Below are 25721 nucleotides of genomic sequence, written 5' to 3' on the forward strand. Positions count from 1 at the left end.
AGTCATGATTCCCGAATGACAGCACAACGGTGACAGCAACGCCATGGCCAAACTCCCTATTCTCGAATTCCCCGACGAGCGGCTGCGCACCAAGGCGGCTCCCGTCGAGACGGTCGACGACGAGGTACGCCAGCTGGTCGACGACATGCTGGAGACCATGTACGACGCGCCCGGCATCGGCCTGGCGGCCAGCCAGGTGGACGCCCACCGCCGGGTCATCGTCATAGACGTCAGCGATGATCAGAGCGCCCCGCTGGTGCTGATCAACCCCGAGTACACACCGCTCGACGACGAGCGCGAGCCGATGCAGGAAGGCTGTCTGTCGATCCCCGAATACTATGCCGAGGTGCCACGCGCGCTGCGCGTCGGGCTCAAGGCCCTGGGACGCGACGGCCAACCCTACGAGCTGGAGGCCGAGGGCCTGCTGGCTCATTGCATCCAGCACGAATACGACCACCTCGAAGGCGTGCTATTCGTCGACTACCTCTCGCCGCTCAAGCGCGACCGGGTGATGAAGAAGATGCAGAAACGCCACCGGGCGGCCCAGCCGGCCTGACGCCGGGGCGGCCGACGCGCCTCGACGGTCATGCACCGAGTCGACACGAACGAAGGTCGGCGCCGATCAAGGCGCCGGCCTTCGTCGTTTGGGTCCGGCTCCGTTATCATGGGGGGCATTCATTCCGGCAAGGCCACCGAACCCATGTCCCGACCCCTGCGCGTCATCTTCGCCGGCACGCCCGACTTCGCCGCCGAAAGCCTGGCGGCGCTGCTTGCGAGCGCCCATCGCGTCGTCGCCGTCTATACCCAACCCGACCGCCCTGCCGGCCGAGGGCGCAAGCTCACGCCGAGCCCCGTCAAGGCGCTGGCGCTCGACCACGCGCTGCCGGTCTACCAGCCCGCGTCCCTGAAGGCACCCGAGGCACAGGCCGAACTGGCCGCGCTGGAGGCGGATATCATGGTGGTGGTGGCCTACGGCCTGATCCTGCCCAAGGCGGTACTCGACACCCCGCGTCTCGGCTGCGTCAACGTCCACGCCTCGCTGCTGCCGCGCTGGCGCGGCGCCGCCCCTCTGCAGCGCGCCGTCGAGGCCGGCGACAGCGAGAGTGGCGTGACCCTCATGCAGATGGACGAGGGGCTGGATACCGGCGCCATGCTGCATGTCGCCCGCACGCCGATCACCGCCACCACCACCGGCGGGACGCTGCACGACACCCTGGCCGCCCAGGGGGGCCAGGCGCTGGTCGAGACGCTCGACGCCCTGGCCGGCGACGGCCTCGCCGCCACGCCCCAGCCCGAGGAAGGCGTCACCTACGCCGCCAAGCTCTCCAAGGCCGAGGCCGAGCTCGACTTCCACGCCGATGCCGAGGTGCTGGCCGCTCGCATCCGTGCCTTCAACCCCTGGCCGGTGGCCTGGTGTGCGCTGGGCGATGACCGCCTGCGCCTGTTGATGGCAGACGCCGCCCCCGGCGACCGACACGCCGCCCCCGGCACCCTGCTCGCCGGCGAGGATGACGCGCTGTGCATCGCCTGCGGCGAGCAGGGCGACCAGGTGCTGCGCATCACCCGGGCCCAGCTGCCCGGCGGCAAGCCCCTCGACGTGCGTGAGCTCCTCAAGGCTCGCGCAGAGCGTTTCGCGCCCGGCATCCGCCTGGGCCGGTCGAACCAGGAGACCCCCGCATGAACCAGCCGCGCCACCCTTCCCGTTCCCCCGATAACGGCCAGGCGGTGCGTGCCGCGGCCGCCCGCGCCCTGATGCCGGTGATCACCGGCCGAGGCTCGCTCAGCAATCTCGACGATCATCAGGTGGTGTCCCGGGATCGCGGCCTGTTCAAGGAGCTGTGCTTCGGCAGCTGCCGCGCCCTGTGCCGCCTCGAGGCGCTCGCCGGCAAGCTGCTGGACAAGCCCTTCAAGGCCCGCGACGCCGATGTCCAGGCCCTGCTGCTGGTGGGCATCTACCAGCTGCTCTACATGCGCATCCCACCGCACGCCGCGGTGGGCGAGACCGCAGGCGCCGCACGGCTGATCAACAAGCCCTGGGCCACCCGGGTGCTGAACGGCTGCCTGCGCCGCCTGCAGCGCGAGTCCTCCGCCCTCCAGGCCGAGGTCGATCGCGACCCGGCGGTGGCGCTGCTGCATCCCAAGTGGTGGCTCAAGACCCTCCGCCAGGCCTGGCCGGACGACTGGCGGGCGATCTGCGAGGCCAACAACCGGCCCGGGCCGATGACGCTGCGGGTCAACCGCCGTCATGGCGACCGCGAACAGTATCTCGAGTGCCTCGATGCACCGGCCATCGACGCCCGGCTGTGCCTGCATTCTCCCGAGGGCCTGACCCTCGACGAACCTTGCGACGTCAGCCAGCTGCCTGGCTTCCAGGAAGGCCGGGTCAGCGTGCAGGACGAGGCGGCCCAGCTCGCCGCCGAGCTGCTCGGGCCGATGATCGCGCCGCGCCCCGGCGCCCGAGTACTGGACGCCTGCTGCGCCCCGGGCGGCAAGACCGCCCACCTGCTCGAGCTGTTCGATATCGACCTGCAGGCCATCGACAGCGACGACACCCGCCTGGTGCGGGTCGAGGACACCCTGGCGCGGCTCGGCCTGGAGGCCAACCTGGCCCACGGTGACGCCACCCTCCGCGACTGGTGGGACGGCACGCCCTTCGATGCCATCCTGCTCGATGCGCCCTGCTCGGGCAGCGGCGTGATCCGCCGCCATCCGGACATCAAACGCCTGCGCCGGCCCTCGGATATCGCCAAGCTGGCCGAGCTCCAGGCCCGGCTGCTCGACAACCTCTGGCCGCTACTGGCCCCGGGCGGCACCCTGCTCTACGCCACCTGCTCGGTGCTGCCCGAGGAAAACGCCGACCAGGTCGCGGCCTTCCTCGAACGCACGCCGGACGCCGAGGCGACGACGCCCGAGGGCGTGGCCTGGGGCCGCCCCGCCGGCGCCGGCCGCCAGCTGCTGCCGAGCGTCGACAGCCATGATGGCTTCTTCTATGCCAGACTGAGGAAACAGGCCGCCTGAGCGGCCAGGGGATACCCCGACGACGGCGAGTGTCGTCGGGGCATCCTGGTCATTTCCCCGCTGCCGAAGGACGACACCATGAGCCACACCTACAAGCATCTCGAGCTGACCGGCACCTCCGAGCGAGGCATCGAGGACGCCATTCAGGGCGCGCTGACCAAGGCCTCCGAGAGCCTGCACGGCATGCGCTGGTTCGAGGTCCTCGACACCCGCGGCCATATCGAGCACGGTCGGGTCGCCCACTGGCAGGTCACGATCAAGGTCGGCTTCACCCTGGACTGAGGATCCCGCCCTGTTCAGCCAACCACGGCGAGTTTAGGGAAGCGCTGCACAAATCGGCGAGCGGAGTAAGGTGCCAGGCGTCCGGCGCGCAAGAACCGGAGCCTATGCGGTATAGGTGAAGATGCTGAGCACCGCGACACGCAGCCCTTTGCCCGCATAGACATTTGTGCAGCGTTTGCTTAGGCTTGCCGCCACCCATGCGACGGCGCACCCGCGGCGCCGTCCGTCTTGCTGCGGACTGTGATACGCGATGAAGATCATCATCCTCGGCGCCGGCCAGGTCGGCGGCACCCTGGCCGAACATCTGGCGCACGAAGAAAACGAGATCACGGTGGTGGATACCGATGCCAAGAAGCTCCGCGAGCTTCATACCCGGCTCGATATCCGCACCGTGACCGGGGCCGGCTCCTATCCCGTGGTGTTGCGCCAGGCGGGCTGTGAAGACGCCGACATGCTGATCGCGGTGACCAATTCCGACGAGGTCAACATGATCGCCTGTCAGGTCGCCTACACGCTGTTCCGTACGCCGACCAAGATCGCCCGCGTCCGCGCCACCGCCTACCTCACCCGCAAGGGGCTGTTCGCCCACGAGGCGGTGCCCATCGACGTGCTGATCAGCCCCGAGCAGGTGGTCACCGACCACATCCGCCGCCTGATCGAGCACCCCGGGGCGCTGCAGGTGCTGGAGTTCGCCGGCGGCCAGGTCCAGCTGGTGGCGGTCAAGGCCTTCTACGGCGGGCCGCTGGTCGGCCAGGAGCTCGGTTTCCTGCGCCGCCACATGCCCAGCGTGGACACCCGGGTCGCGGCCATCTACCGCCGCAACCGGCCGATCATCCCGCGCGGCGATACCGTCATCGAGGCCGACGACGAGGTGTTCTTCATCGCCGACCGCCGTGACATCCGGGCGGTGATGAGCGAGCTACGCCGCCTCGAGCGCGACTTCCGCCGGATAATCATCGCCGGCGGCGGTAACATCGGCGAACGCCTCGCCGAGCACCTCGAGCACAGTCACCAGGTGAAGATCGTCGAGCACAGCCTCGAGCGCTGCACCCAGCTCTCCGAGCGTCTCGACCGCACCGTGGTCCTCCATGGCAGCGCCACCAGCAAGCGCCTGCTGGAAGAGGAAAACATCGAGGACTGCGATATCTTCTGCGCGCTGACCAACGACGACGAGGTCAACATCATGTCGTCGATGCTGGCCAAGCGCATGGGCGCCAAGAAGGTCCTCACCCTGATCAACAACGCGGCCTATGTGGACCTGGTCCAGGGCGGCGAGATCGACATCGCCATCTCACCGCAGCAGGCCACCATCGGCAGCCTGCTGACCCACGTCCGCCGCGGCGACATCGTCAACGTCCACTCGCTGCGCCGCGGCGCCGCCGAGGCCATCGAGGCCATCGCCCACGGCGATACCCAGTCCTCCAAGGTGGTGGGCCGGGCCATCGGCGAGATCGACCTGCCCCGCGGCACCACCATCGGCGCCGTGGTGCGCGGCAAGGAGGTCCTGATCGCCCACGACGACGTGGTGATCCAGTCGGGCGACCACCTGATCCTGTTCGTCATCGACAAGCGCCGCATCCGCGACGTGGAACGGCTCTTCCAGGTCGGCCTGACCTTCTTCTGAGCCGCTGCCAGCCTGCACGCGAGGGAATCCGCATGAAGCACCTGCCATCGTCCGACGCCATTCGTCGCCCGGCCACCCGCGCCTTGGAGGCGCACTCGTGAGCCTGCTGGTGGGTCGGACGCCCATCACGCGGACACGCCACTGGGCGCCGGTGTTCAAGGTGCTGGCCCTGCTGTGGCTGGTGCTGGCGGCCTTCATGATGGTGCCCTGGCTGGTGCTGCTGCTGGAGGACGACGTCGACACCATGGCGTTCGGCCTGTCGATCCTGATCCTGCTCGGCTCGTCGGCCGTGGTATTACTGTCGACCCTGCGGGTGGAGGTCAGCTTCAAGCCCTGGCAGATGTTCGTGATCACCACCCTGAGCTGGGTGTCGATCAGCGGCTTCGCCAGCCTGCCGCTAGTCCTGGGAGCCACTCAGCTGTCGCTCACCAACGCGGTCTTCGAATCGGTCTCGGGCATCACCACCACCGGCTCCACGATCCTCAGCGACATCGATAATCTTTCCGACGGCCTCAAGCTGTGGCGCGGCATGATGCAGTGGCTGGGCGGGGTCGGCATCATCGTCATGGGCATCGCCATCCTGCCGTTCCTCAAGGTCGGCGGCATGCGCCTGTTCCACACCGAGTCCTCGGACTGGTCCGACAAGGTGATGCCACGCACCGGCGGCATCGCCAAGGCCACGCTGATCATCTACTGCGGCATGACCCTGGCCGCGGTGGCCAGCTACTGGCTCGGCGGCATGCTCCCGCTGGACGCCATCGTGCACGCCATGACCTCCGTCGCCACCGGTGGCTTCGCCAACTCGGATGCCTCGTTCGGGGCCTACGCCGACCAGCCCCACCTGCTGTGGATGGGCAGCCTGTTCATGCTCGGCGGCTCCCTGCCCTTCGTGATCTACATCCGGGTCCTGCGCGGCGCCCGCATGGCCCTGTGGCATGACCAGCAGGTGCGCGGCCTACTGGGGCTGCTGACGATCGTCATCGTGATGCTCACCGCCTGGCGCATCGGGAGCGGCAACGACGCCTTCACTTCCCTGACCCAGGTGACCTTCAACGTCATCTCGGTGGTCACCACCACCGGTTATGCCGGCGACGAATACACGGCCTGGGGCAGCCTGTCCGCGGTGGCCTTCTTCTACCTTTCCTTCATCGGCGGCTGCAGCGGCTCCACCAGCGGCGGCATGAAGGTGTTCCGCTTCCAGGTCGCGCTCACCCTGCTGCGCAACCAGCTGCGCTTCCTGGTGCATGCCAACGGCGTCTTCTCGGCCCGCTACAACGGCCACCCACTGACCGATGACGTGACCCGCGGGGTCATCGCCTTCTCGTTCTTCTTCTTCCTGACCATCGCCGGGCTCGCCCTGGGACTGTCGCTGCTCGGCCTGGACCTGGTCACCGCGCTGTCGGGCGCGGTCACCGCGGTCGCCAACGTCGGCCCGGGGCTCGGCGACATCATCGGCCCGGCGGGCAACTTCGGCTCCCTGCCCGATGCCGCCAAGTGGCTCCTGTGCCTCGGCATGCTGATGGGCCGCCTGGAGATCCTCACCGTGCTGGTGCTGTTCACGCCGATGTTCTGGCGGAAATAGGCAAGCGCGGATTCATTGCTGCGCTCCGGCGGCGACCCGCCTCGCCTCGCTCGCGACATACATCAGCGCCCCCGAAATTCCGGCAGACGCGGTATAGCGACAAGTCGCAAAGCCGGTGCAAGCGCCCGCGGCGGGTTTGGCCCGCCGGCGGGCTTCGTGGATAATCGAGCCTTCACCCTCACAGACTCGAGCGTCCATGACCGACTCCCAGGACACCGCCACCGTCGAACGCGAGCAGGCTGCCGGCGGCGGTCCGCGTCGCACCCTCACGGTCGGCGCGACCCGCTATACCCTGCTGGGCACCGCCCACGTCTCCGCCGAGAGCGCCGACGAGGTCCGCCAGCTGATCGATTCCGGCGAGTTCGACGCCGTGGCCATCGAGCTGTGCGAATCGCGTCATCAGAATCTCGCCAACCCCGATGCCCTGGGCGAGCAGGACCTGTTCCAGATATTTCGCCAAGGTAAGGCGGGCATGGTCGCCGCCAGCCTGGCGCTGGGCGCCTTCCAGCAGCGTGTCGCCGAGCAGTCCGGCATCGAGCCCGGCGCCGAGATGCGTGCCGCCCTGGAGGCCAGCCGTGCGGGCGACCTGCCGCTGCTGCTGATCGATCGCGATGTCGGCGTGACACTCAAGCGCATCTACCACAACGTGCCCTGGTGGCAGCGCTTCTCGCTGTTCTCGGGGCTGCTCGGCGGCGTGCTGTCGCGCCAGGACGTCTCCGCGGCGGACATCGAACGGCTCAAGGAAGGCGACGTGCTGGAGTCCACCTTCAGCGAATTCGCCGCCGAGTCCGAGACCCTCTACACGCCGTTGATCAGCGAACGCGACCGCTACATGGCGCTGCGCCTGGCCGAACAGTGTCCACCGGGCGACTATCGCCACGTGCTGGTGGTGATCGGCGCCGGCCACCTCAAGGGCATGGCCGAGCATCTGGAGCAGCCGTTGCCCGAGGCTCCGACGCCGGAGCGCGAGGCCCTGGAGGCCACGCCGCCGCCCTCGAAGGTCTGGAAGGCGCTGCCCTGGGTCATCACCGCGCTGGTGCTGACCGGCTTCGCCATCGGCTTCTCGCGCAACACCGAACTCGGCTGGCAGCTGGTGGCCGAGTGGTTTTTGATCAACGGCGTACTGTCCGGCGCGGCCACCCTGGTGGCGCTGGCCCATCCGGTCACGGTGATCGCCACCGTGATCGCCGCCCCGCTGACCTCGCTCAACCCCACCGTCGGCGCCGGCTTCGTGGCCGCAGGGGTCGAGCTCGCCATGCGCAAGCCCAAGGTGCGCGACTTCGCCACCCTGCGCCACGACGTCACCGAGGTGAAGGGCTGGTGGCGCAACCGGGTCTCGCGCACCCTGCTGGTGTTCCTCGCCGCCACCCTCGGCTCCGCCGCCGGCACCTGGATCGCCGGCTTCCGCATCGCCGGGGCGCTGTTCGGCTAACCCGCTGCCCCGGCGACGGGCTCAACGCGCGACGGGTGCCGCTTCGGCGTCATCCGCCGCCGTGCGGCGCTTCCACCAGCCCGCCAGCAACGAGCCCGAGACGTTGTGCCACACGGAGAACAGCGCCCCGGGCAGGGCCGCCGTGGCGGTGAAGAACTGGTTGGCCAGGGCCACCGCGAGGCCGGAATTCTGCAGCCCCACCTCGAAGGCGATGGTCCGCGCGGTGCGCTCGTCGAAGCGCAGCGCCCGGGCCAGTCCATAGCCTCCGGCCAGCCCGATGGCATTGTGGGCCACCACGGCCAGGGCGACGATCGGCCCCAGGGTCGCCAGCCGCCCGGCATTGAGCGCCACCACGATGGCGATGATCACCACGATGGCCAGCATCGCCAGGCTCGCCAGGGCCGGCTCGACCCGCGCGATACGCTCCCCGAGCCAGTGGTTCACGATCACCCCGACCAGGATCGGCGCCACCACCAGCTGAGCGATGCTGGCCAGCATGCCGGCCACCGGCACATCGACGCTCTTGCCGACCAGCAGCCAGGTCAGCAGCGGCGTGGCGGCCACCGAGAGCAGCGTCGAGACCATGGTCATCGACACCGACAGCGCCACCCGACCGCCGGCCAGCCAGGTCATGACGTTGGACGAGGTGCCTCCGGCGGTGGCCCCGACCAGCACCATGCCGATGGTCAGGGCATCCGACAGCCCCAACAGCCGCGAGATCGCCAAGGCCGCCAGCGGCATGATCAGGAACTGCAGCACCACGCCCACCGCGATCGGTGCCGGCGACTTCACCACCCGCGCGAAGTCGGCCTTGGACAGCGTCAGGCCCATGGCGAACATGATGACCACCAGCAGCGTCTTGATGCCGCCTGCCAGGCCGGTGAAGAGCTGCGGCTGCCAGGCGGCCACGACGGCCAGCAGTATCGCCCAGACGGGGAAGAGACGATTGAAGCGCTCGAAATAGGGCATGACGCGTCCTTATTGTGGGATGAGGGAATCTCGAGGCTGGGCCCACCCCCGCTCATCGGGTGGCCCCGCCATGCCATCATCGTCGCTCGGCCGGAGGCGGGCAATGGCCGGCCGACGACGCTCTCCCCGGGTTGGCTGACACACCCCGAGCACGCATGATAGGTTCGAGTATCAATAATTAGCGGTAAAACATTAATGCCATGACCTCATCCGACGCACGCAATCGCTTCGGCATCCGCCTGTCCACCGTCTCGCGCCGCTGGCGCCGCGCCCTCGATCATCACATGGCGCTGGCCGGCCATACCGACGCCAGCTGGGCCCCGCTCATGCATCTCGGTTCGGGCGGCGATGGTCTCAGCCAGAAGGCACTGGCCAAGCGTGTGGGCATGGAAGGCTCCAGCCTGGTACGTCACCTGGACCGCCTGGAGGCCAAGGATCAGGTCCAGCGCGTCGGCGACGAGCAGGATCGGCGCACCAAGCGGGTCTTCCTGACGCCCGCGGGAGAGGCGGCCGTGGGCGTCCTGCGGGCCGACCTGCTCGAGGCCGAGCAGGCCCTGCTCAGCGAGCTGAGCGATACGCAACTCGAGACCCTGGTCGAGGCCCTCGAGCTGATCGACCGGCGCCTCCAGCAGGCCCCCGGCGCCCAGGAAGACGCCTAGGCTTGGGTGTCGGCCCGCGCGGCCAGTAGCCGCTGCATGGCCGGTGTCGGCGCCTCGATCTTGCCGTGCCGCCGGCTCGCGGCATAGTTGTCGTTGAAGACGTCGAAGTAATCGTCGAGACGGCCGGCCGCCGCCTCGTCGCCGGCCTGGCGTAGCAGCTCCACGGCCACCTCGGCGGTGCACAGATGGGCCGCCGAGGCCGCCTTGCGCAACCGGTAGCGGCTCAGCCGTTCGGTGCTGAGCGGCAGCACCGGCAGCTCGGCGAGGTAAGGGCTGCGGCGAAAGATCCGCCGCGCCTGTCGCCAGGTGCCGTCGAGGATCACAAACACCGGGATCCGCCCCTCACACTGACGCGCCACCACGCGCTCCATGCTCACCACACGATGGGCGTAGTCGTCCTGGTCGTCGGGGAAGACCACGAACGGCGCGTAGCGCTCGTCCGCGAGCAACGCCAAAAGCCGCGGGTCCGGCGCCGTGCGATACCAGGTGAAGACCTCGGTGGTGGGCAGCACATCGCGGATCAGTCGTCCGGTATTGGTCGGCTTGTAGTGCTCCAGCGGATGGGTCAGCAGCCAGACGCGGGAGCGGCTGTCCGCCGTCACCCGATAGGGGCACAGGCAGTTCAGCGCCGGCAGGTTGCACTCATCGCAGCGCCGTACGAAGCTGCCGCGGGCCTTGAATTCGCGCCGCGGCGGCGACGCCTGCTCGGCAGACGTCTCGGGCGCCGTGGTCGGCGAGGCGCTGTCATCGGCGGCTGAGGAAGCCGAATCGTGGGGGTCTCTCATGGTGCTGGCATCGTCGCGGACGGGGCCGGCATCCTAACATGCCGGCCCCGCCGCCGAGGGCCTCGGCGGCGGTCGCCGTCGACAGCGGCGCCCCGTGCGGCGACAATAGGCACCCTCGCCGCATCTCCCGAGCCGCCCGATGACCGAACCGCTGCCCATCCTCCATCACGACGAACACCTGGTCGCCGTGCACAAGCCGGCCGGGCTCTTGGTGCATCGCAGCGCCCTGGCGCGGGGCGAGCGCCACTTCCTGCTGCAGACACTGCGCGACCAGCTGGGCCAGCGGGTCTATCCGGTGCATCGCCTCGACCGCCCGACCTCGGGGCTGATGGTGTTCGCGCTGTCACCCGAGGTCGCCCGCCGCCTGGGCGAGGCCTTCACCCAGCAACGGGTCGCCAAGCGTTACCTGGCGGTGGTGCGCGGCACGGGGCCGGCGAGCGAACGCCTCGACTATGCGCTGCGCGAGGAGGATGGTCGCCGACCCAAGGCCGAGATGCCGGCCATGGAGGCCGTGACCGAGGTGCGGCGCCTGGACAGCGTCGAGCTGCCGGTACGGGTCGAGCGCTACCCGACCAGTCGCTACTCGCTGATGGAGGCGCGCCCGCTGACCGGGCGACGCCACCAGATTCGCCGCCACCTGTCGCGCCGCGGCTATCCGATCATCGGCGATGCCAAGCATGGCAAGGGCGTGCATAACCGTTTCTTCGCCGATCACCTGCAGTGCCCACGGCTGCTACTGGCCGCCGTGAGCCTGAGTTTCGACCACCCGATGGAGGGGCGACGCCTCGAACTGGGATGCGCCCTGGACGCGCCCATGACCGAGCTGCTGCGACGCTTCGGCTGGGCGGGCCACCTGCCCCATCCACGCCGCGTTCCCTCCGCCGAGCCCAGTGAACTGCCATGAACGACTTCCCGAGCCCCGCCTCTCTCGAGGCCGACGATCACGAGCTGCGTTTCGGCGGCATCCGGCGCCTCTACGGTGCCCGCGCCCTCGAGCGCTTCCGCGATGCCCATGTGGCGGTGATCGGCGTGGGCGGCGTGGGCAGCTGGGCCGTGGAGGCCCTGGCCCGCTCCGGCATCGGCCGGCTGACGCTGATCGACCTGGATGACGTCTGCGTGTCCAACGTCAACCGCCAGCTGCACGCCCTGGACGGCACCATCGGCCGTCCCAAGGTCGAGGTGCTGGCCGAACGCTGCCGGGCCATCCAGCCCGGCATCGAGGTGATCGCGGACAGCGCCTTCGTGACCCCCACCAATCTGGCCGAACGGCTGCCCGAGGACCTCGACCACGTGATCGATGCCATCGACAGCGTGGTCGCCAAGGCGGCCCTGATCGCCTGGTGCAAGCGACGCAAGCTACCACTCACCGTGACCGGGGCGGCGGGCGGCCAGACCGACCCCACGCGCATCCGGGTCGCCGACCTGACGCGTACCGAGCATGACCCGCTGCTGGCCAAGGTGCGCTCCCGGCTGCGCCGCGACCACGGCTTCTCGCGCAATCCGAAACGCCGCTTCTCGGTCGAGTGCGTCTACTCCAACGAGCAGCTCGTCTACCCCGGCGCCGACGGCGAGGTCTGCCATACCAAGCCCGGCACCGGTGAAGCCACGCGCCTCGACTGCGCCTCGGGCTTCGGCGCGGCGACCTTCGTCACCGGCAGCTTCGGCTTCGTGGCCGCCTCGCGCACCCTGGCACGGCTGGCCCGCGACGCCAATTCCGCCCGTTAACCCCTGGAGACGTTCATGGACGTTGTGCCTCCCACGCCCGGCATCTACCGCCACTACAAGGGCCCGCTCTACGAGGTGATCGGCGTGGCCCATCACAGCGAGACCGAAGCGCCATTGGTGGCCTATCGCGCCCTCTACGGCGACTACGGCCTGTGGGTGCGCCCGCTCGACATGTTCATGGAGACCGTCGAGGTGCAGGGCGAGCCGCTGCCACGCTTCGCGCTGGAGAAGGCCTTCTCCTGAACGGTACCCAACGCGAAGAAGGCGCCCCTCGGGGCGCCTTCTGGCGAACGATGATGGGCCACTGTCGGAGGGCCAAGCGGCGCGGGTTATCCGCCGCAGGTGGCGAATGAGGCGCCCAAGGGTGGAGGCGTGTATCGCGCCTCACGCCGGCAACCTCATCCCTCGACAATGCCTTATTCCGCGTCGTGCATCTGCTTTTGCAGGTAGTTCTCGATGCCGACCTTGTCGATCAGCGAGAGCTCGGTCTCGAGCTTATCGATGTGCTCTTCCTCGTCGGCGAGGATGTCGCGGAACAGGTCGCGGGTCACGTAGTCCTGCACCGATTCGCAGTAGGCGATCGCCTCGATGTAGTCATCGCGGCCCTGGTGCTCGAGCTTGAGATCGCACTCGAGCATTTCCTTGGCGTCTTCGCCGATCAGCAGCTTGCCGTAGTCCTGCAGGTTGGGCACGCCCTCGAGGAACAGGATCCGCTCGATCAGCTTGTCGGCGTGCTTCATCTCCTCGATGGATTCCTCATACTCGAACTTGCCCAGCACCGCCAGGCCCCAGTCCTGATACATCTTGGCATGCAGGTAGTACTGGTTGATCGCCACCAACTCGTTGCCGAGTGCGGTATTGAGGTACTCGAGGACCTTCTTGTCGCCTTTCATGACACCACCTCTTCACTGTCGTCGGGATCGTCTTTCAGCTTGGCACGCGCGGGGCGGCGCTGCCATTCATGACAGACAGTCTAGGCGATGCCTACAAAAACTCAAATAAATCAAATGGTTGAAAACGACAACAGAAACGATAGCGATTGCCATCACACGGCGTAGGCGAGCCCCTGCCGAGCCACGACCCGCTCCTCCTGGATGGCCTCACGGGTGATGCTCTTGCCCATGCAGGCGCACTTTCCGCATTGGGTGCCGCACCCCGTCTCGTGCTGGACATCGCGCCAGCTGCGCGCGCCCTCTTCCACGCTACGGCGGATCGCCTTGTCACTCACACCCTTGCACAGACACACATACATGACATCACCTCGTCTAGATCACACATAGAATGTAAATGATTCGCATGGGCTATCGCAAGCATGGCCGCCGACTATTCCTCGGCCGCAGTGCGAGGTGCGAGGTGCGAGGTGCGAGGTGCGAGGTGCGAGGTGCGAGGTGCGAGGTGCGAGGTGCGAGGTGCGAGCGGCAGGCTCAGCGGCGCCGGGGAAGCACCACCATGCGGGTGCCGGAAGCCAGGTCCGACCAGCTGCGCCGCTCGCCGTCGAACAACACCCACAGATGGCCGAGCCCCAGCGGCAGGAAGGCCAGCCCACCGATCAGGCAGCGCGCCAGGCTCTGGCGCCGTCCGATGGCGTGGCCATCACGGGTCTGTACCCGCAGCCGCCAGGCCTGCATGCCCAGCGTCATGCCGCCGCGGGTCCAGAAGTAGGTGAAGAAGGCGCCGGCGGCGAACGCCAGCAACAGGCGCAACGACCACACCTGGACGGCACCGAGGCCGACCCGGTCGGGGGGAATGCCCAGCAGCAGGCGACTCACCGCCACGTGGGCGGCGGTGAGCAGGACCCACAGCGCCAGCACCAGCAGGCCATCGTAGAGCATCGCCCCGAGCCGCCGGCCGAGGCCGGCGGGCCAGGCGTCATCGAGGTGATCGAAACGGCGCGACATGATGACTCCGGTTCAGCCGGTACGACGCAAGAGGTAGAGCCCCAACCCGGCACACAGCAGCGTCGGCACCAGCACGGCCCAGGCCGGCGAGAAGCCGAACAACGTCGAGGCGGGCCCCAGCAGGTCCTGCAGGTACTTGAACACCAGCCCGGTGACCACGCCATAGAACACCCGGGTGCCGGCGGCCACGGTGCGCAGCGGGCCGAACACGAAGGAGGCCGCGACCAGCACCAGCGAGGCCATGGTCAGCGGCATCAGCATCTTCTGCCAAAAGTAGATCAGCGGCTGGGTGGCGTCCTGCCCCTGGGAGCGAAGATGTCGCGCATAGGCCCACAGTTCGCTGGGCGCCTGGGTCTCCACGTCGCGCAACAGGCGATCGAGGCGCTGGGGGGTCAGCTCGGTCTGCCAGGCGCGCGTCGACTGATGAGAGGTCTCGGTGCGGCCATCCAGGAAACGGGTCTCGTCGACGTCGTGCAGCATCCAGCCGCCGTCCTGCCACACCGCACGGCGGGCGCTCAGCGCTTCTTTAAGCTCGCGACCCTCGAAGCGGTAACGGGTCAGCTCCAGCACCACCTCATCGGCGCGGATCGCCCCGAAGCGGTAGAAGTCGTCGCCCTCGCGCTGCCAGCCGCCGCTCTCGGTCAGCACCGCACCCTCGCCCTGCATCTGCTCGAGCCGCCAGGCGCTGGCGAACTGCTCGGTCTTGGGGCTGACGAACTCGGCGACGAACAGCACCACCGCGATCACCAGGATGATCGGCTTCATCACGCCCCACAGGATGCGCACCAGCGAGCGGCCGGCGGCGCGCATCACGGTGAGCTCATTGCTCGAGGCCATGCCGCCGAGCCCGATCAGGGCGCCGATCAGCACCCCCACCGGGGCATACTGGTAGAAGCGCCAGGGTAGCTGGAAGATCAGGTAGAGGAGCACCTGCAGGGCGCCATAGTCGCCCTCCACGTCACCCAGGTCATTGATGTAGGTGATCACCAGGTCGAGCCCCAGCAACACCACCTGGACCACCAGGATGGCGCCGAGGATCTGGCGCGCGATATAACGGTCGAGACGGTCGGCGATCATCCGCTCATCCCCTTGCGTTGGGCCTGCAGCGTCATCGCCAGGCCGATGACCAGGAAGGCGGCATGGATCGGCCACATGCCGAACCCGGCCGGCCACGCCCCCCGCGTGATGGCATCCAGGGACGCCAGCAACAGGCTGAGATAGGCCACGTACAGGAAGATCGCCGGCAACAGCTTGGCGAAGCGGCCCTGGCGTGGATTGACCCGCGACAACGGCATCGCCATCAGCGTCAGGATGAAGACCATCAGCGGCAGCCCCAGGCGCCACTGCAGCTGGGCCGCGGCGGGCGACGAGTCGGCGGCCAGCAGGGCCTGCGTGGTGGCGAACTCGGGATCATCGAGATCGAGACTCTTCTCGTCCCGGGCCAGCCGCACGGCGTAGGTGCCGAACTCGAGCCGCTCGGCCTGGGATCGGCCGGGGTCGACGCTGTAACGTTCGCCGTCGGTCAGCACCAGAAAGCGACTGCCGGTGTCCTCGTCGACGGCCTGGTAGCCGCCATCGGCACGGGTCACCACGGTGGTCGGCGTGCCGTCGGAGCGGCGCTGACGCTCGCTGATGAAGACTTCATCCATGCGAGTCTCGTCTGCGGTCAGCGCCTCGGTATAGGCGGTGCGACCGCCGCCGAACTCCTGGAAGCGCCCTGGGTTCAACACCGAGAAATCCAGCTGGCTGCGCTGCTTCTCCAGCATCACCTCGTTGTGCAGCGCGCCGGCGGGGCTCAGCCACAGGCTGCATAGCCCGACCATCACCGCCACCACGGTGGCCGGCACCAGGCTCACCTGCAGCAGCTTGTTGGGGCTGGTGCCACAGGCCACCAACACGGTGATCTCGCTGTTCAAATAGAGCTGCCCATAGGCCAACAGGATGCCCAGGAAGAAAGCCAGCGGCAGAATCAGTTCGAGGAAGCCCGGCAGGTGGAACAGCATCAGGGTGCCGAGGATGTTCAGGGGAATCTCGCCATCCGCGGCGTTGGCGAAGTAGCGAATGAAGCGGCTGCCCATGATCACCAGCAGCAGCACCCCGGCCACGGCGGCCATGGTCTGCAGGATCTCACGGGACAGATAGCGGAATATGATCAACGTTGTCTCCCGGTCCGGGGCCTTCCGGCCCGACCCTCTTCCATGCAATGAGACACGGGGCCGGGGGAGTGTCGAACGCCATTCGAGCGATCGTGGATAGCGGCATCCCCGGGGTGGATATGGCCACCGCCCCTCTCCATGCCCCGCCCCGGTGCCCCTCGCCATATACCACGGCGATAGACCCGCGCACGCCACAGATCGGTGTGAAGTCCGGCGGGCTCCTAGGGTACACTGGGCCGAATCGGCCACGTGCCGGCATTATCCAGAATCCCCCACCGCTTGTCTTGTGGAGACACCATGGAATTCCCAGTTCAGACGGCCAATCCCGCCAAGGCCGAGACGGCTTGCCTCGTGGTACCGGTGTTCAAGGATGGCGACCTGCTACCCGCCGCTACCAAGCTCGACGATGCCAGCGAGCGTCTGATCGGCCAGTTGATCGAGCGCGAGGACTTCGATCCCAAGCTCGGCAACGTGCAGATGATCCCCTTCGCCCCGGGCCTGAACGCCGACCGCCTGCTGCTGGTCGGCCTGGGAACTCGTGAGAAGTGCCAGGAAGGCGCCTTCTGCAAGGCCGTGGACGCCGCCTTCTCGGCGCTGGCCAAGCTGCCCGTCGAAGACACCGCCGTGGCCTTCACCGACGTACCGGTGCCCGACCGTGCCTGCGACTGGAAGGCCCGCATGGTCGCCGAGGCCGCCCACCGCGCCGTCTATCGCTTCACCGACTTCAAGTCCGAACCCGGCCCGGCGCCGAAGCTCGAGCGCGTCACCCTGCTGGTCAGCGAAGGCGACGACGCCGCGGCAACCCGCGAGGGCGCGCGAGTCGGCGACGGCATCGGCCAGGGCATCAACACCACCCGCACCCTGGGCAACCTGCCCGGCAACGTCTGCACGCCGCGCTACCTGGCCGGCCGCGCCGAGCAGTTGGCCGCCGAGTCCGGCGGCGCGCTGAGCACCGAGATCCTCGACGAGGAAGCCCTGGAAGCCCTGGGCGCCCACTCGCTGCTCTCGGTAGGCCACGGCAGCGATGAGCCCTCGCGGCTGATCGTGATGAAGTACCAGGGCGCCGAGGATCCGGACGAGGCGCCCCATGTGCTGGTCGGCAAGGGCATCACCTTCGATTCCGGCGGCATCTCGCTGAAGCCCGGGGCGGGCATGGACGAGATGAAGTTCGACATGTGCGGCGCCGCCAGCGTGTTCGGCGCCGTCACCTCGGTGCTCGCCGTGCGCCCGAAGATCAACCTGGTGGCGATCGTCGCCAGCGCCGAGAACATGCCCAGCGGCCGTGCCACCAAGCCCGGCGATATCATCAAGACCCTCCGCGGCCTGTCGGTGGAGGTCCTCAACACCGACGCCGAGGGCCGCCTGGTGCTGTGCGACGCCCTGACCTACGCCGAGCGCTTCGAGCCGGCCAGCGTGGTCGACATCGCCACCCTCACCGGCGCCGCCATCATCGCGCTGGGCCATCATGCCACCGGCCTGATGGCCAACGACGACGACCTGGCGCTGGACCTGCTGGACGCCGGCGAGACCTCGTGGGACCGTGCCTGGCACCTGCCGCTGTGGGACGAGTACCAGGAACAGTTGGACTCCAACTTCGCCGACCTGGCCAATATCGGCGGCCGCCCGGCGGGCACCATCACCGCCGGCTGCTTCCTCTCGCGCTTCGCCGACAAGTTCCCCTGGGCGCACCTGGACATCGCCGGCACCGCCTGGCAATCCGGCGCACAGAAGGGCGCCTCCGGCCGCCCGGTGAGCCTGCTCACCCAGTACCTGCTGGATCGTGAGGCCGAAGGCCGGGTCGAGGAAAACAGCGAGGCATAAGGCCCATCGCCACGCCCGGCTCACCCTGCGGGCGTGGCGATGCCTTTCCCGCCCTGAAGCGCGATTTTCATGTCCCGAGCGGCCCCTCGCCCGGTGATACCGAACAGCATGCCGGGGCGCCGACGGCGCCCCGCTGAAGCGGAGACCCAGCCGTGTCCACCCAACGTTTTTCCGTGCAGCCCACCGCCGACGCCACGGCGACCTCGGTCCGTGAGGACGTCCTGAGCGATCCCGGTTTCGGGCGTTACTTCACCGATCACATGGCCCACATTCGCTGGACCATCGATGCCGATTGGCAGGGCCACGAGGTGCGCCCCTACGGCCCGCTGACCCTGGACCCGGCCGCCGCCGTGCTGCACTACGGCCAGGAGATCTTCGAGGGCGTGAAGGCCTATCGCCATGCCGACGGCTCGGTATGGACCTTCCGCCCCGAGAAGAACGCCGAGCGTTTCCGCCGTAGCGCCCGCCGCCTGGCCCTGCCGGAGCTCTCCGACGAGGACTTCATCGGCTCGCTCAAGGCGCTGCTGGCCCAGGACCACGCCTGGGTGCCGACGCCGGCCAGCGAGGCCGACGAATCGAGCCTCTACCTGCGCCCGTTCATGATCGCCAGCGAGAGCTTCCTCGGCGTGCGGCCGTCCCACGAGGTCGACTACTACGTCATCGCCTCGCCGGCCGCGGCTTATTTCCAGGGCGGCATCAAGCCGGTATCGATCTGGCTGTCCTCGCACTACAAGCGCGCCGCCGCCGGGGGTACCGGCTTCGCCAAGTGCGGCGGCAACTACGCCGCCTCCCTGGCCGCCCAGAAGGAGGCCGCCGAGCACGAGTGCAGCCAGGTCGCCTTCCTCGACGCCGCCGAGAACAAGTGGATCGAGGAACTGGGCGGCATGAACCTGTTCTTCGTCTACCGCGACGGCCGCATCGTCACCCCGCGCCTGACCGACACCATCCTCGAGGGCGTGACCCGCGACTCGGTGCTGACCCTGGCCCGCGACGAAGGCCTGACCCCGGAAGAGCGCCCGATCAGCATCGACGAATGGCGTGAAGGGGCGGCCAACGGCGAGATCGTCGAGGTCTTCGCCTGCGGCACCGCCGCGGTGATCACCCCGGTGGGCGAGCTGGTCAGCGAGGACGACACCATCCGTCTGAACGCCGAGGGCGACAACGCGATCGCCAAGCGCCTGCGTACCCGCCTACTCGACCTGCAGTACGGCCGCAGCGAGGACAAGCACGGCTGGCTGACGCGCCTGGCATGATGCCCCTCCCCCGGGCCAGCGCCCGGGGGTTCATGCCTCCCGGCAGGAGAGACGCCACATGAATCCCGTGATGCTGATCACCGGTGCCGGCCGTGGCATCGGCGCGGCCACCGCCCGGCTCGCGGCCCGCGAGGGCTATACGGTGGCCATCAACTACCGGCGTGACCATCATGCCGCCGAGAGCGTGGTCGAGGCCATCCACCAGGCCGGTGGACAAGCCATCGCCATCCCCGCCGACGTCGCCAGCGACGCCGGCATCCAGACGCTGTTCGAGACCGTCGATGCCAAGCTCGGGCGCCTGGACGCGCTGGTCAACAACGCCGGCGTGGTGGACGCCAACTGCCGCCTCGAGGACATGGACTTCGCCCGCATCGAGCGCATGATGCGCATCAACGTGGCGGGTCCCATGATCTGCGCACGGGAGGCCGTGCGGCGCATGTCGACCCGCCATGGCGGTCACGGTGGCACCATCATCAACGTGTCGTCCGCGGCCGCGCGCCTGGGAGGCGCCGATGAATACGTCGATTACGCCGCCTCGAAGGGCGCCATCGACAGCCTGACCCGCGGCCTGGCCCGCGAGGTCGCAGGCGACGGCATCCGCGTCAATGGCGTACGCCCGGGGGTGATTCGCACCACCATCCATGCCAGCGCCAATAACCCGCACAAGGTCGAACTCGCCGGCCAACGCATTCCTCTCGGACGCATCGGCGACCCCGAAGAGATCGCCTCGGCCATCCTGTGGCTGAGCGGCAGCGGCTTCTCGACCGGCTCCATCATCGACGTCGACGGTGGCGTGTAACGAGGCCCCATGACCCGTATCGATTTCTACATCCTCCCCGAGACGACCCTTGAGGCGCGGCTGGCCTTCGCCTGCCGACTGGCCGAGACCATCGCCCGCAAGGGCTATCGGCTGCACCTGCACGCCGAGGACGAGGCCATGGCCCGAGAGCTGGATGACGCCCTGTGGACCTTCCGCCCCGACGCCTACCTGCCGCATGCCCTTCTCGGCAGCGAGCAGGCCTCGAGCGTGCCGGTGACCATCGGCTGGCAGGAACCACCGCCCGGCGACGCCGGCGTGCAGGCGATGCTCAACCTGCACCCGGAGATCCCGGAATGGTTCTCGCGCTTCGAGCGGGTCGCCGAGATCATCAACCAGCACCAGGCGGTGCTGACCGCCAAGCGGCGCTGCTGGCAGACCTACAAGAAACGCGGCTATCCGGTCACCCCGCACCATCTGCGCGCGGGAGCCTGACCCCGCACGCTCAGTGGAGCAGGGTGAAGGAGCGCCGAGGGGTAGGCCTAAGCGAGGGTCTTTTGACCAGGGGCGAGGTGGAAGAAGGGCATCCGGTGAATGATCCTCCCGCCGAGCGGGCTTGGCCATGGAGGGCCAACCCAGGCCCTGCCAGCGGCGCAGGAAGCGACAGCGCCGCAGAGCAAGAGTAGCGGGGTTCACAGCGCCCTCGCGCAGGTCTGCCGCCGGACAAGTCCCAAGATCGAGGCGGTGAGAAACGATAGTCCTGGCCTGCCCTCGCGCCCATGACGCCACCCGCCCCCTCGGGCTATAATCGAGCCCATTTTTCGCGTCCCGCACCGCCGGCCTCGAGGGCCCAGCGTGCCGCGTGGCCGCCTCCTCCTTCGACCCGGAAGACACCATGGACAAGACCTACCAACCCGAGCAGATCGAATCCCGCTGGTACGAGCGCTGGGAAGCCGACAACCGCTTCGCCCCATCGGGTGAAGGCGAGCCGTTCTCGATCATGATCCCGCCGCCCAACGTCACCGGCAGCCTGCACATGGGCCATGCCTTCCAGGACACCATCATGGACACCCTGACGCGCTGGCAACGCATGCAGGGACGCAACACCCTGTGGCAGATCGGCACCGACCACGCCGGCATCGCCACCCAGATGCTGGTCGAGCGCAAGGTCGCCGCCGAGGAAGGCAAGAGCCGCCACGATCTCGGGCGCGAGGCCTTCATCGACAAGGTCTGGGAGTGGAAGCACGAGTCCGGCGGCCACATCACCCGCCAGCTGCGGCGCATGGGCGCCAGCGTCGACTGGTCCCGCGAACGCTTCACCATGGACGACGGCTTCTACCAGGCGGTGCAGGAAGTCTTCGTACGCCTGCATGAAGAGAAGCTGATCTACCGTGGCAAGCGGCTGGTCAACTGGGACCCGACCCTGCATACCGCGATCTCCGACCTGGAGGTAGAGAACCGCGACCAGCAGGGCCAGTTCTGGCACTTCCGCTACCCGCTGGCCGATGGCGTGACCACCGACGCCGGCGAGGACCATCTGGTGGTCGCCACCACCCGTCCCGAGACCCTGCTCGGCGACAGCGCCGTGGCGGTCAACCCCGAAGACCCGCGCTACGCCTCGCTGGTCGGCAAGTTCGTCGAGCTTCCGCTGGTCGGGCGGCGCATCCCGGTGGTGGCCGACGAGCACGCCGACATGGACAAGGGCTCCGGCTGCGTGAAGATCACCCCGGCCCACGACTTCAACGACTACGAGGTCGGCAAGCGCTGTGGCCTGCCGCTGATCAACGTCTTCACCCAGGACGCCGCGGTGCTCGAGGCCGCCGAGGCCTTCGACCTCCAGGGCCGCCCGCTCGCCGACATCGACACCGGCCTGCCCGCCGCCTACGCCGGTCTCGGCCGCTTCGAGGCTCGCGAGCGCATCGTCGCCGACATGGACGCGGCCGGCCTGCTCGCACAGGTCGAGGCGGTCAACAACACCCTGCCCTATGGCGACCGCAGTGGCGATGTCATCGAGCCGCTGCTCACCGACCAATGGTTCGTGTCCGTCGATGAGCTAGCCAAGCCGGCCATCGCCGCGGTGGAGAACGGCGACATCGAGTTCGTGCCCAAGAACTACGAGAACATGTACTTCTCCTGGATGCGCGACCTCCAGGACTGGTGCATCTCGCGCCAGCTGTGGTGGGGCCATCGCATCCCCGCCTGGTACGACGAGAGCGGCAACGTCTTTGTCGCACGCAGCGAGGCCGAGGCCCGCGAGAAGCACGGCCTGCCCGCCGATCTCGCCCTGACCCAGGACGAGGACGTGCTCGACACCTGGTTCAGCTCCGGGCTTTGGACCTTCGGCACCCTGGGTTGGCCCGAGCAGACCGAGGAAATGGCGACCTTCCACCCCACCAGCGTGCTGGTCACCGGTTTCGACATCATCTTCTTCTGGGTCGCCCGGATGATCATGATGACCTGCAAGTTCACCGGCCAGGTGCCCTTCAAGAAGGTCTACGTGCACGGCCTGGTGCGCGATGGCCAGGGCCAGAAGATGTCCAAGTCCAAGGGCAACGTGCTCGACCCCATCGACCTGATCGACGGCATCGACCTCGAGACGCTGATCGACAAGCGCACCGGCAACATGATGCAGCCGCAGAAGGCCAAGGCGATCGCCAAGGCCACCCGCTCCGAGTTCCCCGAGGGCATCGAGCCCCACGGCACCGACGCCCTGCGCTACACCTTCCTGTCACAGGCCACCACCGGGCGTGACATCAAGTTCGACATGGGCCGCCTGGATGGCTACCGCAACTTCTGCAACAAGCTGTGGAACGCCTCGCGCTATGTGCTGATGAACGCCGAAGGCGAGGACTGCGGCGCCGCCCCCCACGCCGAGGTCGAGCTGTCGCTGGCCGACCGCTGGGTCGTTTCCCAGCTGCAGAAGACCGAGACCCAGGTGACCAAGGCGATGGAGGAGTTCCGCTTCGACCACGCCTCTCAGGCGCTCTACGACTTCGTGTGGAACGAGTACTGCGACTGGTTCCTGGAACTCTCCAAGCCGGTGCTGTGGGACGACGCGGCAAGCGAGGCTTCCAAACGCGGCACCCGCCGCACCCTGGTGCGCGTGCTCGAGGCCGTGCTGCGCCTGGCCCACCCGATGATGCCATTCATCTCCGAGGAGATCTGGCAGCGTGTGGCGCCCCTGGCCGGCACCCACGCCGAGGGCGAATCGGTGATGACCCAGCCCTGGCCGCTGGCCGACGATGCGCTGCTCGATGACGACGCCACCCGCGACATCGAATGGCTCAAGGGCGTGATCGTGGCGGTGCGCAACATCCGCGCCGAGATGAACATCGCCCCCGGCAAGCCACTGGAGGCGCTGCTGACCAAGGGCTCCGAGGCCGACCGCGAGCGCCTGGAGGCCAACCGGCTGTTCCTCTCCAAGCTAGCCAAGCTCGAGCGCGTCGGCTGGCTCGACGCTCCCGAGCAGGCGCCGCTCGCCGCCACTCAGCTGGTCGGCGAGATGGAAGTGCTGGTGCCCATGGCCGGGCTGATCGACAAGGACGCCGAGCTCGCGCGCCTGGCCAAGGAGATCGACAAGCAGGACAAGCTGATCGGCGGTATCGAGAAGAAGCTCGGCAACGAGAGCTTCGTCGCCAAGGCCCCCGAGGCGGTGGTCGAGAAGGAGCGCGGCAAGCTCGCCGACTTCCAGGCCGCCCGCAAGGTGCTGGTGGAGCAGCGCGACAAGATCGCCGCGCTCTGACAGCCCCGGCCATGACGATACAACGGCCCGCTTCGGCGGGCCGTTTTCGTATAAGACTGATCTCACTGGGGGAAAGCCGGGTTTCGCGTCACGAGCGAAGAGAGACCGGCCGCCCCCGGAGCGCAGCCTGTTACATCAGGATGGCGAGCACCGCCGGTGGCCAGGATGGCTCGGTTCGTTCCCGACGAACCAACGCACTTCCCTCTTCCATGTGGGTCGTCGAGCGCAGTAGCGAACCCAGGTTTTCTCAGTTGGCGCGGCGGAAACCGCCCAGCACCCGCTTGTCGGGGCCGAAGAACACCAGCCGATCGTGATCGATCAGGTAGCGGTAGGCGTTATCCAGCATCGCGGTCACCCGGCCGGCCTCGTCCATGTGCGGGCAGGCCTTCCTGGTGGAGGCCAGCTGGCCGAACTCGATGCGATTATTCGCGCCCAGCTCGACGCTGCCGGTGAAGCGATTGCAGCCATCATGACCGTTCACCCGGCCGTCCGGCGAGATCTGGAAGCGCGGCGTGGTCGGCAGGTCGAGTCGCTCGTTGGTGCCCAACAGCAGCAGGTTCCACTGCGCCCCGACCACCGGGCCGGAGAGGGTCTCGCCCCCGCCGGGCTGACTCACCGACGCAGGGCCGGCGGCACAGCCGGCCAGCAGCACGAGCAGCATCAATGGCAGAGAGTGGCGTAGGAGCATAAACATGGCGCGGACCTCGAGGGGAGAATGACGGGATTGCGCGCCCAAGCTTGCCCCAGGTCGGCCTTTCGGACAATCCTTGCAGCCCCCCCCTCAAAAAAACGACACGGAGACGTCCCATGCTCAATGCGTTGCACAACGACGCCCTCGGCAAGCTGATCCTGCGCCTCGCCGTGGGCGGGCTGATGCTGTTCCACGGTGTCGCCAAGCTGCTCGGCCCCGGCCCGATCGAATGGATCGGCGGCCTGCTGGCGAACCATGGCCTGCCCACCGAACTGGCCTACGGGGTGCTGCTCGGCGAGGTCGTCGCGCCCATCATGGCGATCGTCGGCTGGCAGGCGCGGCTGGCGGGGCTGCTGATGGCCGGCAACATGCTGGTGGCGCTGATCCTGGCGCACAGCGGCGAGCTGCTGATGCTCGGCGACAGCGGCGGCTGGGTGCTGGAGACGCAAGGCCTGTTCCTGTTCGGCGCCCTGGCGATCGTCTTCCTGGGAAGTGGCCGCATGGCCACCCGGCCCGACTGAGTCCGGCCCGACTCACCCGCCGCCCCGCCGGTGACCCATACACCGAGGGCGCCTCACGGCGCCCTCGGTCATGCCTCTCGATGACGGCGAGTCTAGCCGCTACCCCGGGCGATCGACACAGGCGCCCCGGGCGATCTCCCAGGACAGGCGAATATGCTCCTCGAGCAGGTCGCTAGCATCCTGGATACGTCGGTTCAGTACCAGCTGGGCCAGTTCGCCATGCTGGGCGTCGAGACGCGTGCGAATGACCGTATCGCCGGGCGCCAGGCGGCGATAGCGATCGAACTGATCGTGCAGTTGACCGATGAAGCGCAACAGCCAAGGGGAGCCGCAAGGGGCCAGCAGGGTACGGTGGAAGCGCAGGTGAGCCTGCTCCCAGTGCTCCAGATCCTGCGGTTCCTCATCGGCCTTCAGCAGCCGATGCTGGGCGGCCAGTAGCTGCGACTCCCACTCGGCATCCCCGGCCTCGAAGGCCTGGCTCAACGCCATGCATTCGAACCGCATGCGCAGCCGGGCGATATCCTCCAGTTCCTCCGCCGCCAATGGCGGCACACGAAACCCGCGTTGATTGTGCTGCTCGAGCAGGCCATACGCGGCGAGACGGTTCAGGGCTTCACGCAGAGGGCTCAGGCCCACCGCATAGTGGTGCTTCAGGGTGCTGATCGCGAGCTTTTCGCCGGCCGCGAAGCGTCCGCTTATCAGATCTCGCTTGAGGGCATCGAACACCTGGCTGGCCGCGGTTTCCCCTGTGCCGGCGCCAGGCATCGTTTCAGCCGCTTTCGGGATTGTCATATCGCCACTCTCAA

Annotated in this window: 26 protein-coding genes; 17 read left to right on the forward strand and 9 right to left on the reverse strand. The window is 68.1% G+C overall.

All coding sequences use genetic code 11. The features are described from left to right. Window positions 1-43: 43 nt before the first annotated feature. From def to ETC07_RS08185, 7 genes are all read left to right on the forward strand, one after another. Window positions 44-556 (forward strand): peptide deformylase, encoded by a 513-nt coding sequence (def, locus tag ETC07_RS08155; protein ID WP_136248006.1) that lies wholly within the window; start codon window positions 44-46, stop codon window positions 554-556. Window positions 557-700: 144 nt separating this feature from the next. Then, window positions 701-1681 (forward strand): methionyl-tRNA formyltransferase, encoded by a 981-nt coding sequence (gene fmt / locus ETC07_RS08160; RefSeq protein ID WP_136248007.1) that lies wholly within the window; start codon window positions 701-703, stop codon window positions 1679-1681. Then, on the forward strand, window positions 1678-3018 hold the full coding sequence (rsmB, locus tag ETC07_RS08165) for a 16S rRNA (cytosine(967)-C(5))-methyltransferase RsmB (protein WP_136248008.1): 1341 nt from the start codon (window positions 1678-1680) through the stop codon (window positions 3016-3018). Before fmt ends, rsmB begins: the two co-directional genes overlap by 4 nt. A gap of 78 nt (window positions 3019-3096) precedes the next feature. Continuing rightward, window positions 3097-3300: a dodecin gene (locus tag ETC07_RS08170; protein ID WP_136248009.1), complete on the forward strand. Its 204-nt coding sequence runs from the start codon at window positions 3097-3099 to the stop codon at window positions 3298-3300. Between the two features lie 250 nt (window positions 3301-3550). Next, window positions 3551-4924 carry a Trk system potassium transporter TrkA gene (trkA, locus tag ETC07_RS08175; RefSeq protein WP_136248010.1) on the forward strand — a complete coding sequence of 458 codons (1374 nt, stop codon included), beginning with the start codon at window positions 3551-3553 and terminating at the stop codon, window positions 4922-4924. Window positions 4925-5027: 103 nt separating this feature from the next. Continuing rightward, window positions 5028-6506 carry a TrkH family potassium uptake protein gene (locus ETC07_RS08180; RefSeq protein WP_438590658.1) on the forward strand — a complete coding sequence of 493 codons (1479 nt, stop codon included), beginning with the start codon at window positions 5028-5030 and terminating at the stop codon, window positions 6504-6506. Window positions 6507-6702: 196 nt separating this feature from the next. Further along, window positions 6703-7938, forward strand: a complete 1236-nt coding sequence (locus ETC07_RS08185; RefSeq protein ID WP_136248012.1) for a TraB/GumN family protein — start codon at window positions 6703-6705, stop codon at window positions 7936-7938. Between the two features lie 21 nt (window positions 7939-7959). On the opposite strand, the gene ETC07_RS08190 is transcribed toward ETC07_RS08185, so the two are convergent. Continuing rightward, the gene (locus tag ETC07_RS08190) at window positions 7960-8907 is read right to left on the reverse strand and encodes a bile acid:sodium symporter family protein (protein ID WP_136248013.1); all 948 of its coding nucleotides are present in this window, start codon (window positions 8905-8907) and stop codon (window positions 7960-7962) included. A 200-nt stretch (window positions 8908-9107) separates the two neighbouring features. Between ETC07_RS08190 and ETC07_RS08195 the strand changes: the two genes are divergently transcribed. Continuing rightward, window positions 9108-9566, forward strand: a complete 459-nt coding sequence (locus tag ETC07_RS08195; protein ID WP_136248014.1) for a MarR family winged helix-turn-helix transcriptional regulator — start codon at window positions 9108-9110, stop codon at window positions 9564-9566. Here the strand turns inward: ETC07_RS08195 and ETC07_RS08200 are convergent. Then, window positions 9563-10351, reverse strand: coding sequence for a tRNA-uridine aminocarboxypropyltransferase (locus ETC07_RS08200; RefSeq protein ID WP_136248015.1), 789 nt, complete (start codon window positions 10349-10351; stop codon window positions 9563-9565). The genes ETC07_RS08195 and ETC07_RS08200 overlap by 4 nt on opposite strands. 139 nt (window positions 10352-10490) lie before the next feature. On the opposite strand from ETC07_RS08200, the gene ETC07_RS08205 reads away from it, so the two are divergent. From ETC07_RS08205 to ETC07_RS08215, 3 genes are read left to right on the forward strand one after another with little or no spacing between them, the layout of a single operon-like run. Then, complete coding sequence (locus ETC07_RS08205; RefSeq protein ID WP_136248016.1) at window positions 10491-11255, forward strand: pseudouridine synthase; 765 nt, start codon at window positions 10491-10493, stop codon at window positions 11253-11255. Then, a complete protein-coding gene (tcdA, locus tag ETC07_RS08210) occupies window positions 11252-12076 on the forward strand; it encodes a tRNA cyclic N6-threonylcarbamoyladenosine(37) synthase TcdA (RefSeq protein WP_136248017.1) in 825 nt (274 codons plus the stop codon). The genes ETC07_RS08205 and tcdA overlap by 4 nt, the downstream gene beginning before the upstream one ends. A gap of 15 nt (window positions 12077-12091) precedes the next feature. Continuing rightward, window positions 12092-12319, forward strand: a complete 228-nt coding sequence (locus ETC07_RS08215; protein WP_136248018.1) for a DUF1653 domain-containing protein — start codon at window positions 12092-12094, stop codon at window positions 12317-12319. A gap of 173 nt (window positions 12320-12492) precedes the next feature. Here ETC07_RS08215 and bfr read toward each other — a convergent pair whose 3' ends face one another. The 5 genes from bfr to lptF all read right to left on the reverse strand — a co-directional run bounded on the left by bfr (window position 12493) and on the right by lptF (window position 16130). Further along, complete coding sequence (bfr, locus tag ETC07_RS08220; RefSeq protein WP_136248019.1) at window positions 12493-12969, reverse strand: bacterioferritin; 477 nt, start codon at window positions 12967-12969, stop codon at window positions 12493-12495. Between the two features lie 152 nt (window positions 12970-13121). After that, complete coding sequence (locus ETC07_RS08225) at window positions 13122-13328, reverse strand: (2Fe-2S)-binding protein (protein WP_136248020.1); 207 nt, start codon at window positions 13326-13328, stop codon at window positions 13122-13124. Between the two features lie 172 nt (window positions 13329-13500). Then, complete coding sequence (locus tag ETC07_RS08235) at window positions 13501-13974, reverse strand: RDD family protein (RefSeq protein ID WP_136248022.1); 474 nt, start codon at window positions 13972-13974, stop codon at window positions 13501-13503. 12 nt (window positions 13975-13986) lie between these two features. After that, window positions 13987-15051, reverse strand: coding sequence for an LPS export ABC transporter permease LptG (lptG, locus tag ETC07_RS08240; protein WP_136248023.1), 1065 nt, complete (start codon window positions 15049-15051; stop codon window positions 13987-13989). Then, window positions 15048-16130, reverse strand: coding sequence for an LPS export ABC transporter permease LptF (gene lptF, locus ETC07_RS08245; protein ID WP_136248024.1), 1083 nt, complete (start codon window positions 16128-16130; stop codon window positions 15048-15050). The genes lptG and lptF overlap by 4 nt, the downstream gene beginning before the upstream one ends. A 297-nt stretch (window positions 16131-16427) precedes the next feature. Between lptF and ETC07_RS08250 the strand changes: the two genes are divergently transcribed. The 5 genes from ETC07_RS08250 (at window position 16428) to ETC07_RS08270 (ending at window position 23703) form a co-directional block, all read left to right on the forward strand. Beyond that, entirely contained in the window at window positions 16428-17951 is a 1524-nt protein-coding gene (locus ETC07_RS08250; RefSeq protein ID WP_136248025.1) for a leucyl aminopeptidase, read from the forward strand. 173 nt (window positions 17952-18124) lie between these two features. Then, window positions 18125-19204: a branched-chain amino acid aminotransferase gene (locus tag ETC07_RS08255; RefSeq protein ID WP_438590659.1), complete on the forward strand. Its 1080-nt coding sequence runs from the start codon at window positions 18125-18127 to the stop codon at window positions 19202-19204. Window positions 19205-19262: 58 nt separating this feature from the next. Beyond that, on the forward strand, window positions 19263-20003 hold the full coding sequence (locus ETC07_RS08260; protein WP_136248027.1) for an SDR family oxidoreductase: 741 nt from the start codon (window positions 19263-19265) through the stop codon (window positions 20001-20003). Between the two features lie 9 nt (window positions 20004-20012). Then, complete coding sequence (locus ETC07_RS08265) at window positions 20013-20456, forward strand: DNA polymerase III subunit chi (protein ID WP_136248028.1); 444 nt, start codon at window positions 20013-20015, stop codon at window positions 20454-20456. A gap of 400 nt (window positions 20457-20856) precedes the next feature. Further along, the gene (locus ETC07_RS08270) at window positions 20857-23703 is read left to right on the forward strand and encodes a valine--tRNA ligase (protein WP_136248029.1); all 2847 of its coding nucleotides are present in this window, start codon (window positions 20857-20859) and stop codon (window positions 23701-23703) included. A 247-nt stretch (window positions 23704-23950) separates the two neighbouring features. Here ETC07_RS08270 and ETC07_RS08275 read toward each other — a convergent pair whose 3' ends face one another. Then, window positions 23951-24397 carry an META domain-containing protein gene (locus ETC07_RS08275; RefSeq protein ID WP_136248030.1) on the reverse strand — a complete coding sequence of 149 codons (447 nt, stop codon included), beginning with the start codon at window positions 24395-24397 and terminating at the stop codon, window positions 23951-23953. 113 nt (window positions 24398-24510) lie between these two features. On the opposite strand from ETC07_RS08275, the gene ETC07_RS08280 reads away from it, so the two are divergent. Further along, a complete protein-coding gene (locus ETC07_RS08280) occupies window positions 24511-24915 on the forward strand; it encodes a DoxX family protein (protein ID WP_136248031.1) in 405 nt (134 codons plus the stop codon). 99 nt (window positions 24916-25014) lie between these two features. Here the strand turns inward: ETC07_RS08280 and ETC07_RS08285 are convergent, their stop codons facing one another. Further along, entirely contained in the window at window positions 25015-25707 is a 693-nt protein-coding gene (locus tag ETC07_RS08285) for a GntR family transcriptional regulator (RefSeq protein WP_240724595.1), read from the reverse strand. Window positions 25708-25721: the final 14 nt, after the last annotated feature.

Origin of the sequence: Halomonas borealis (assembly GCF_004798905.1) — a bacterium.
GTDB lineage: Bacteria > Pseudomonadota > Gammaproteobacteria > Pseudomonadales > Halomonadaceae > Halomonas > Halomonas borealis.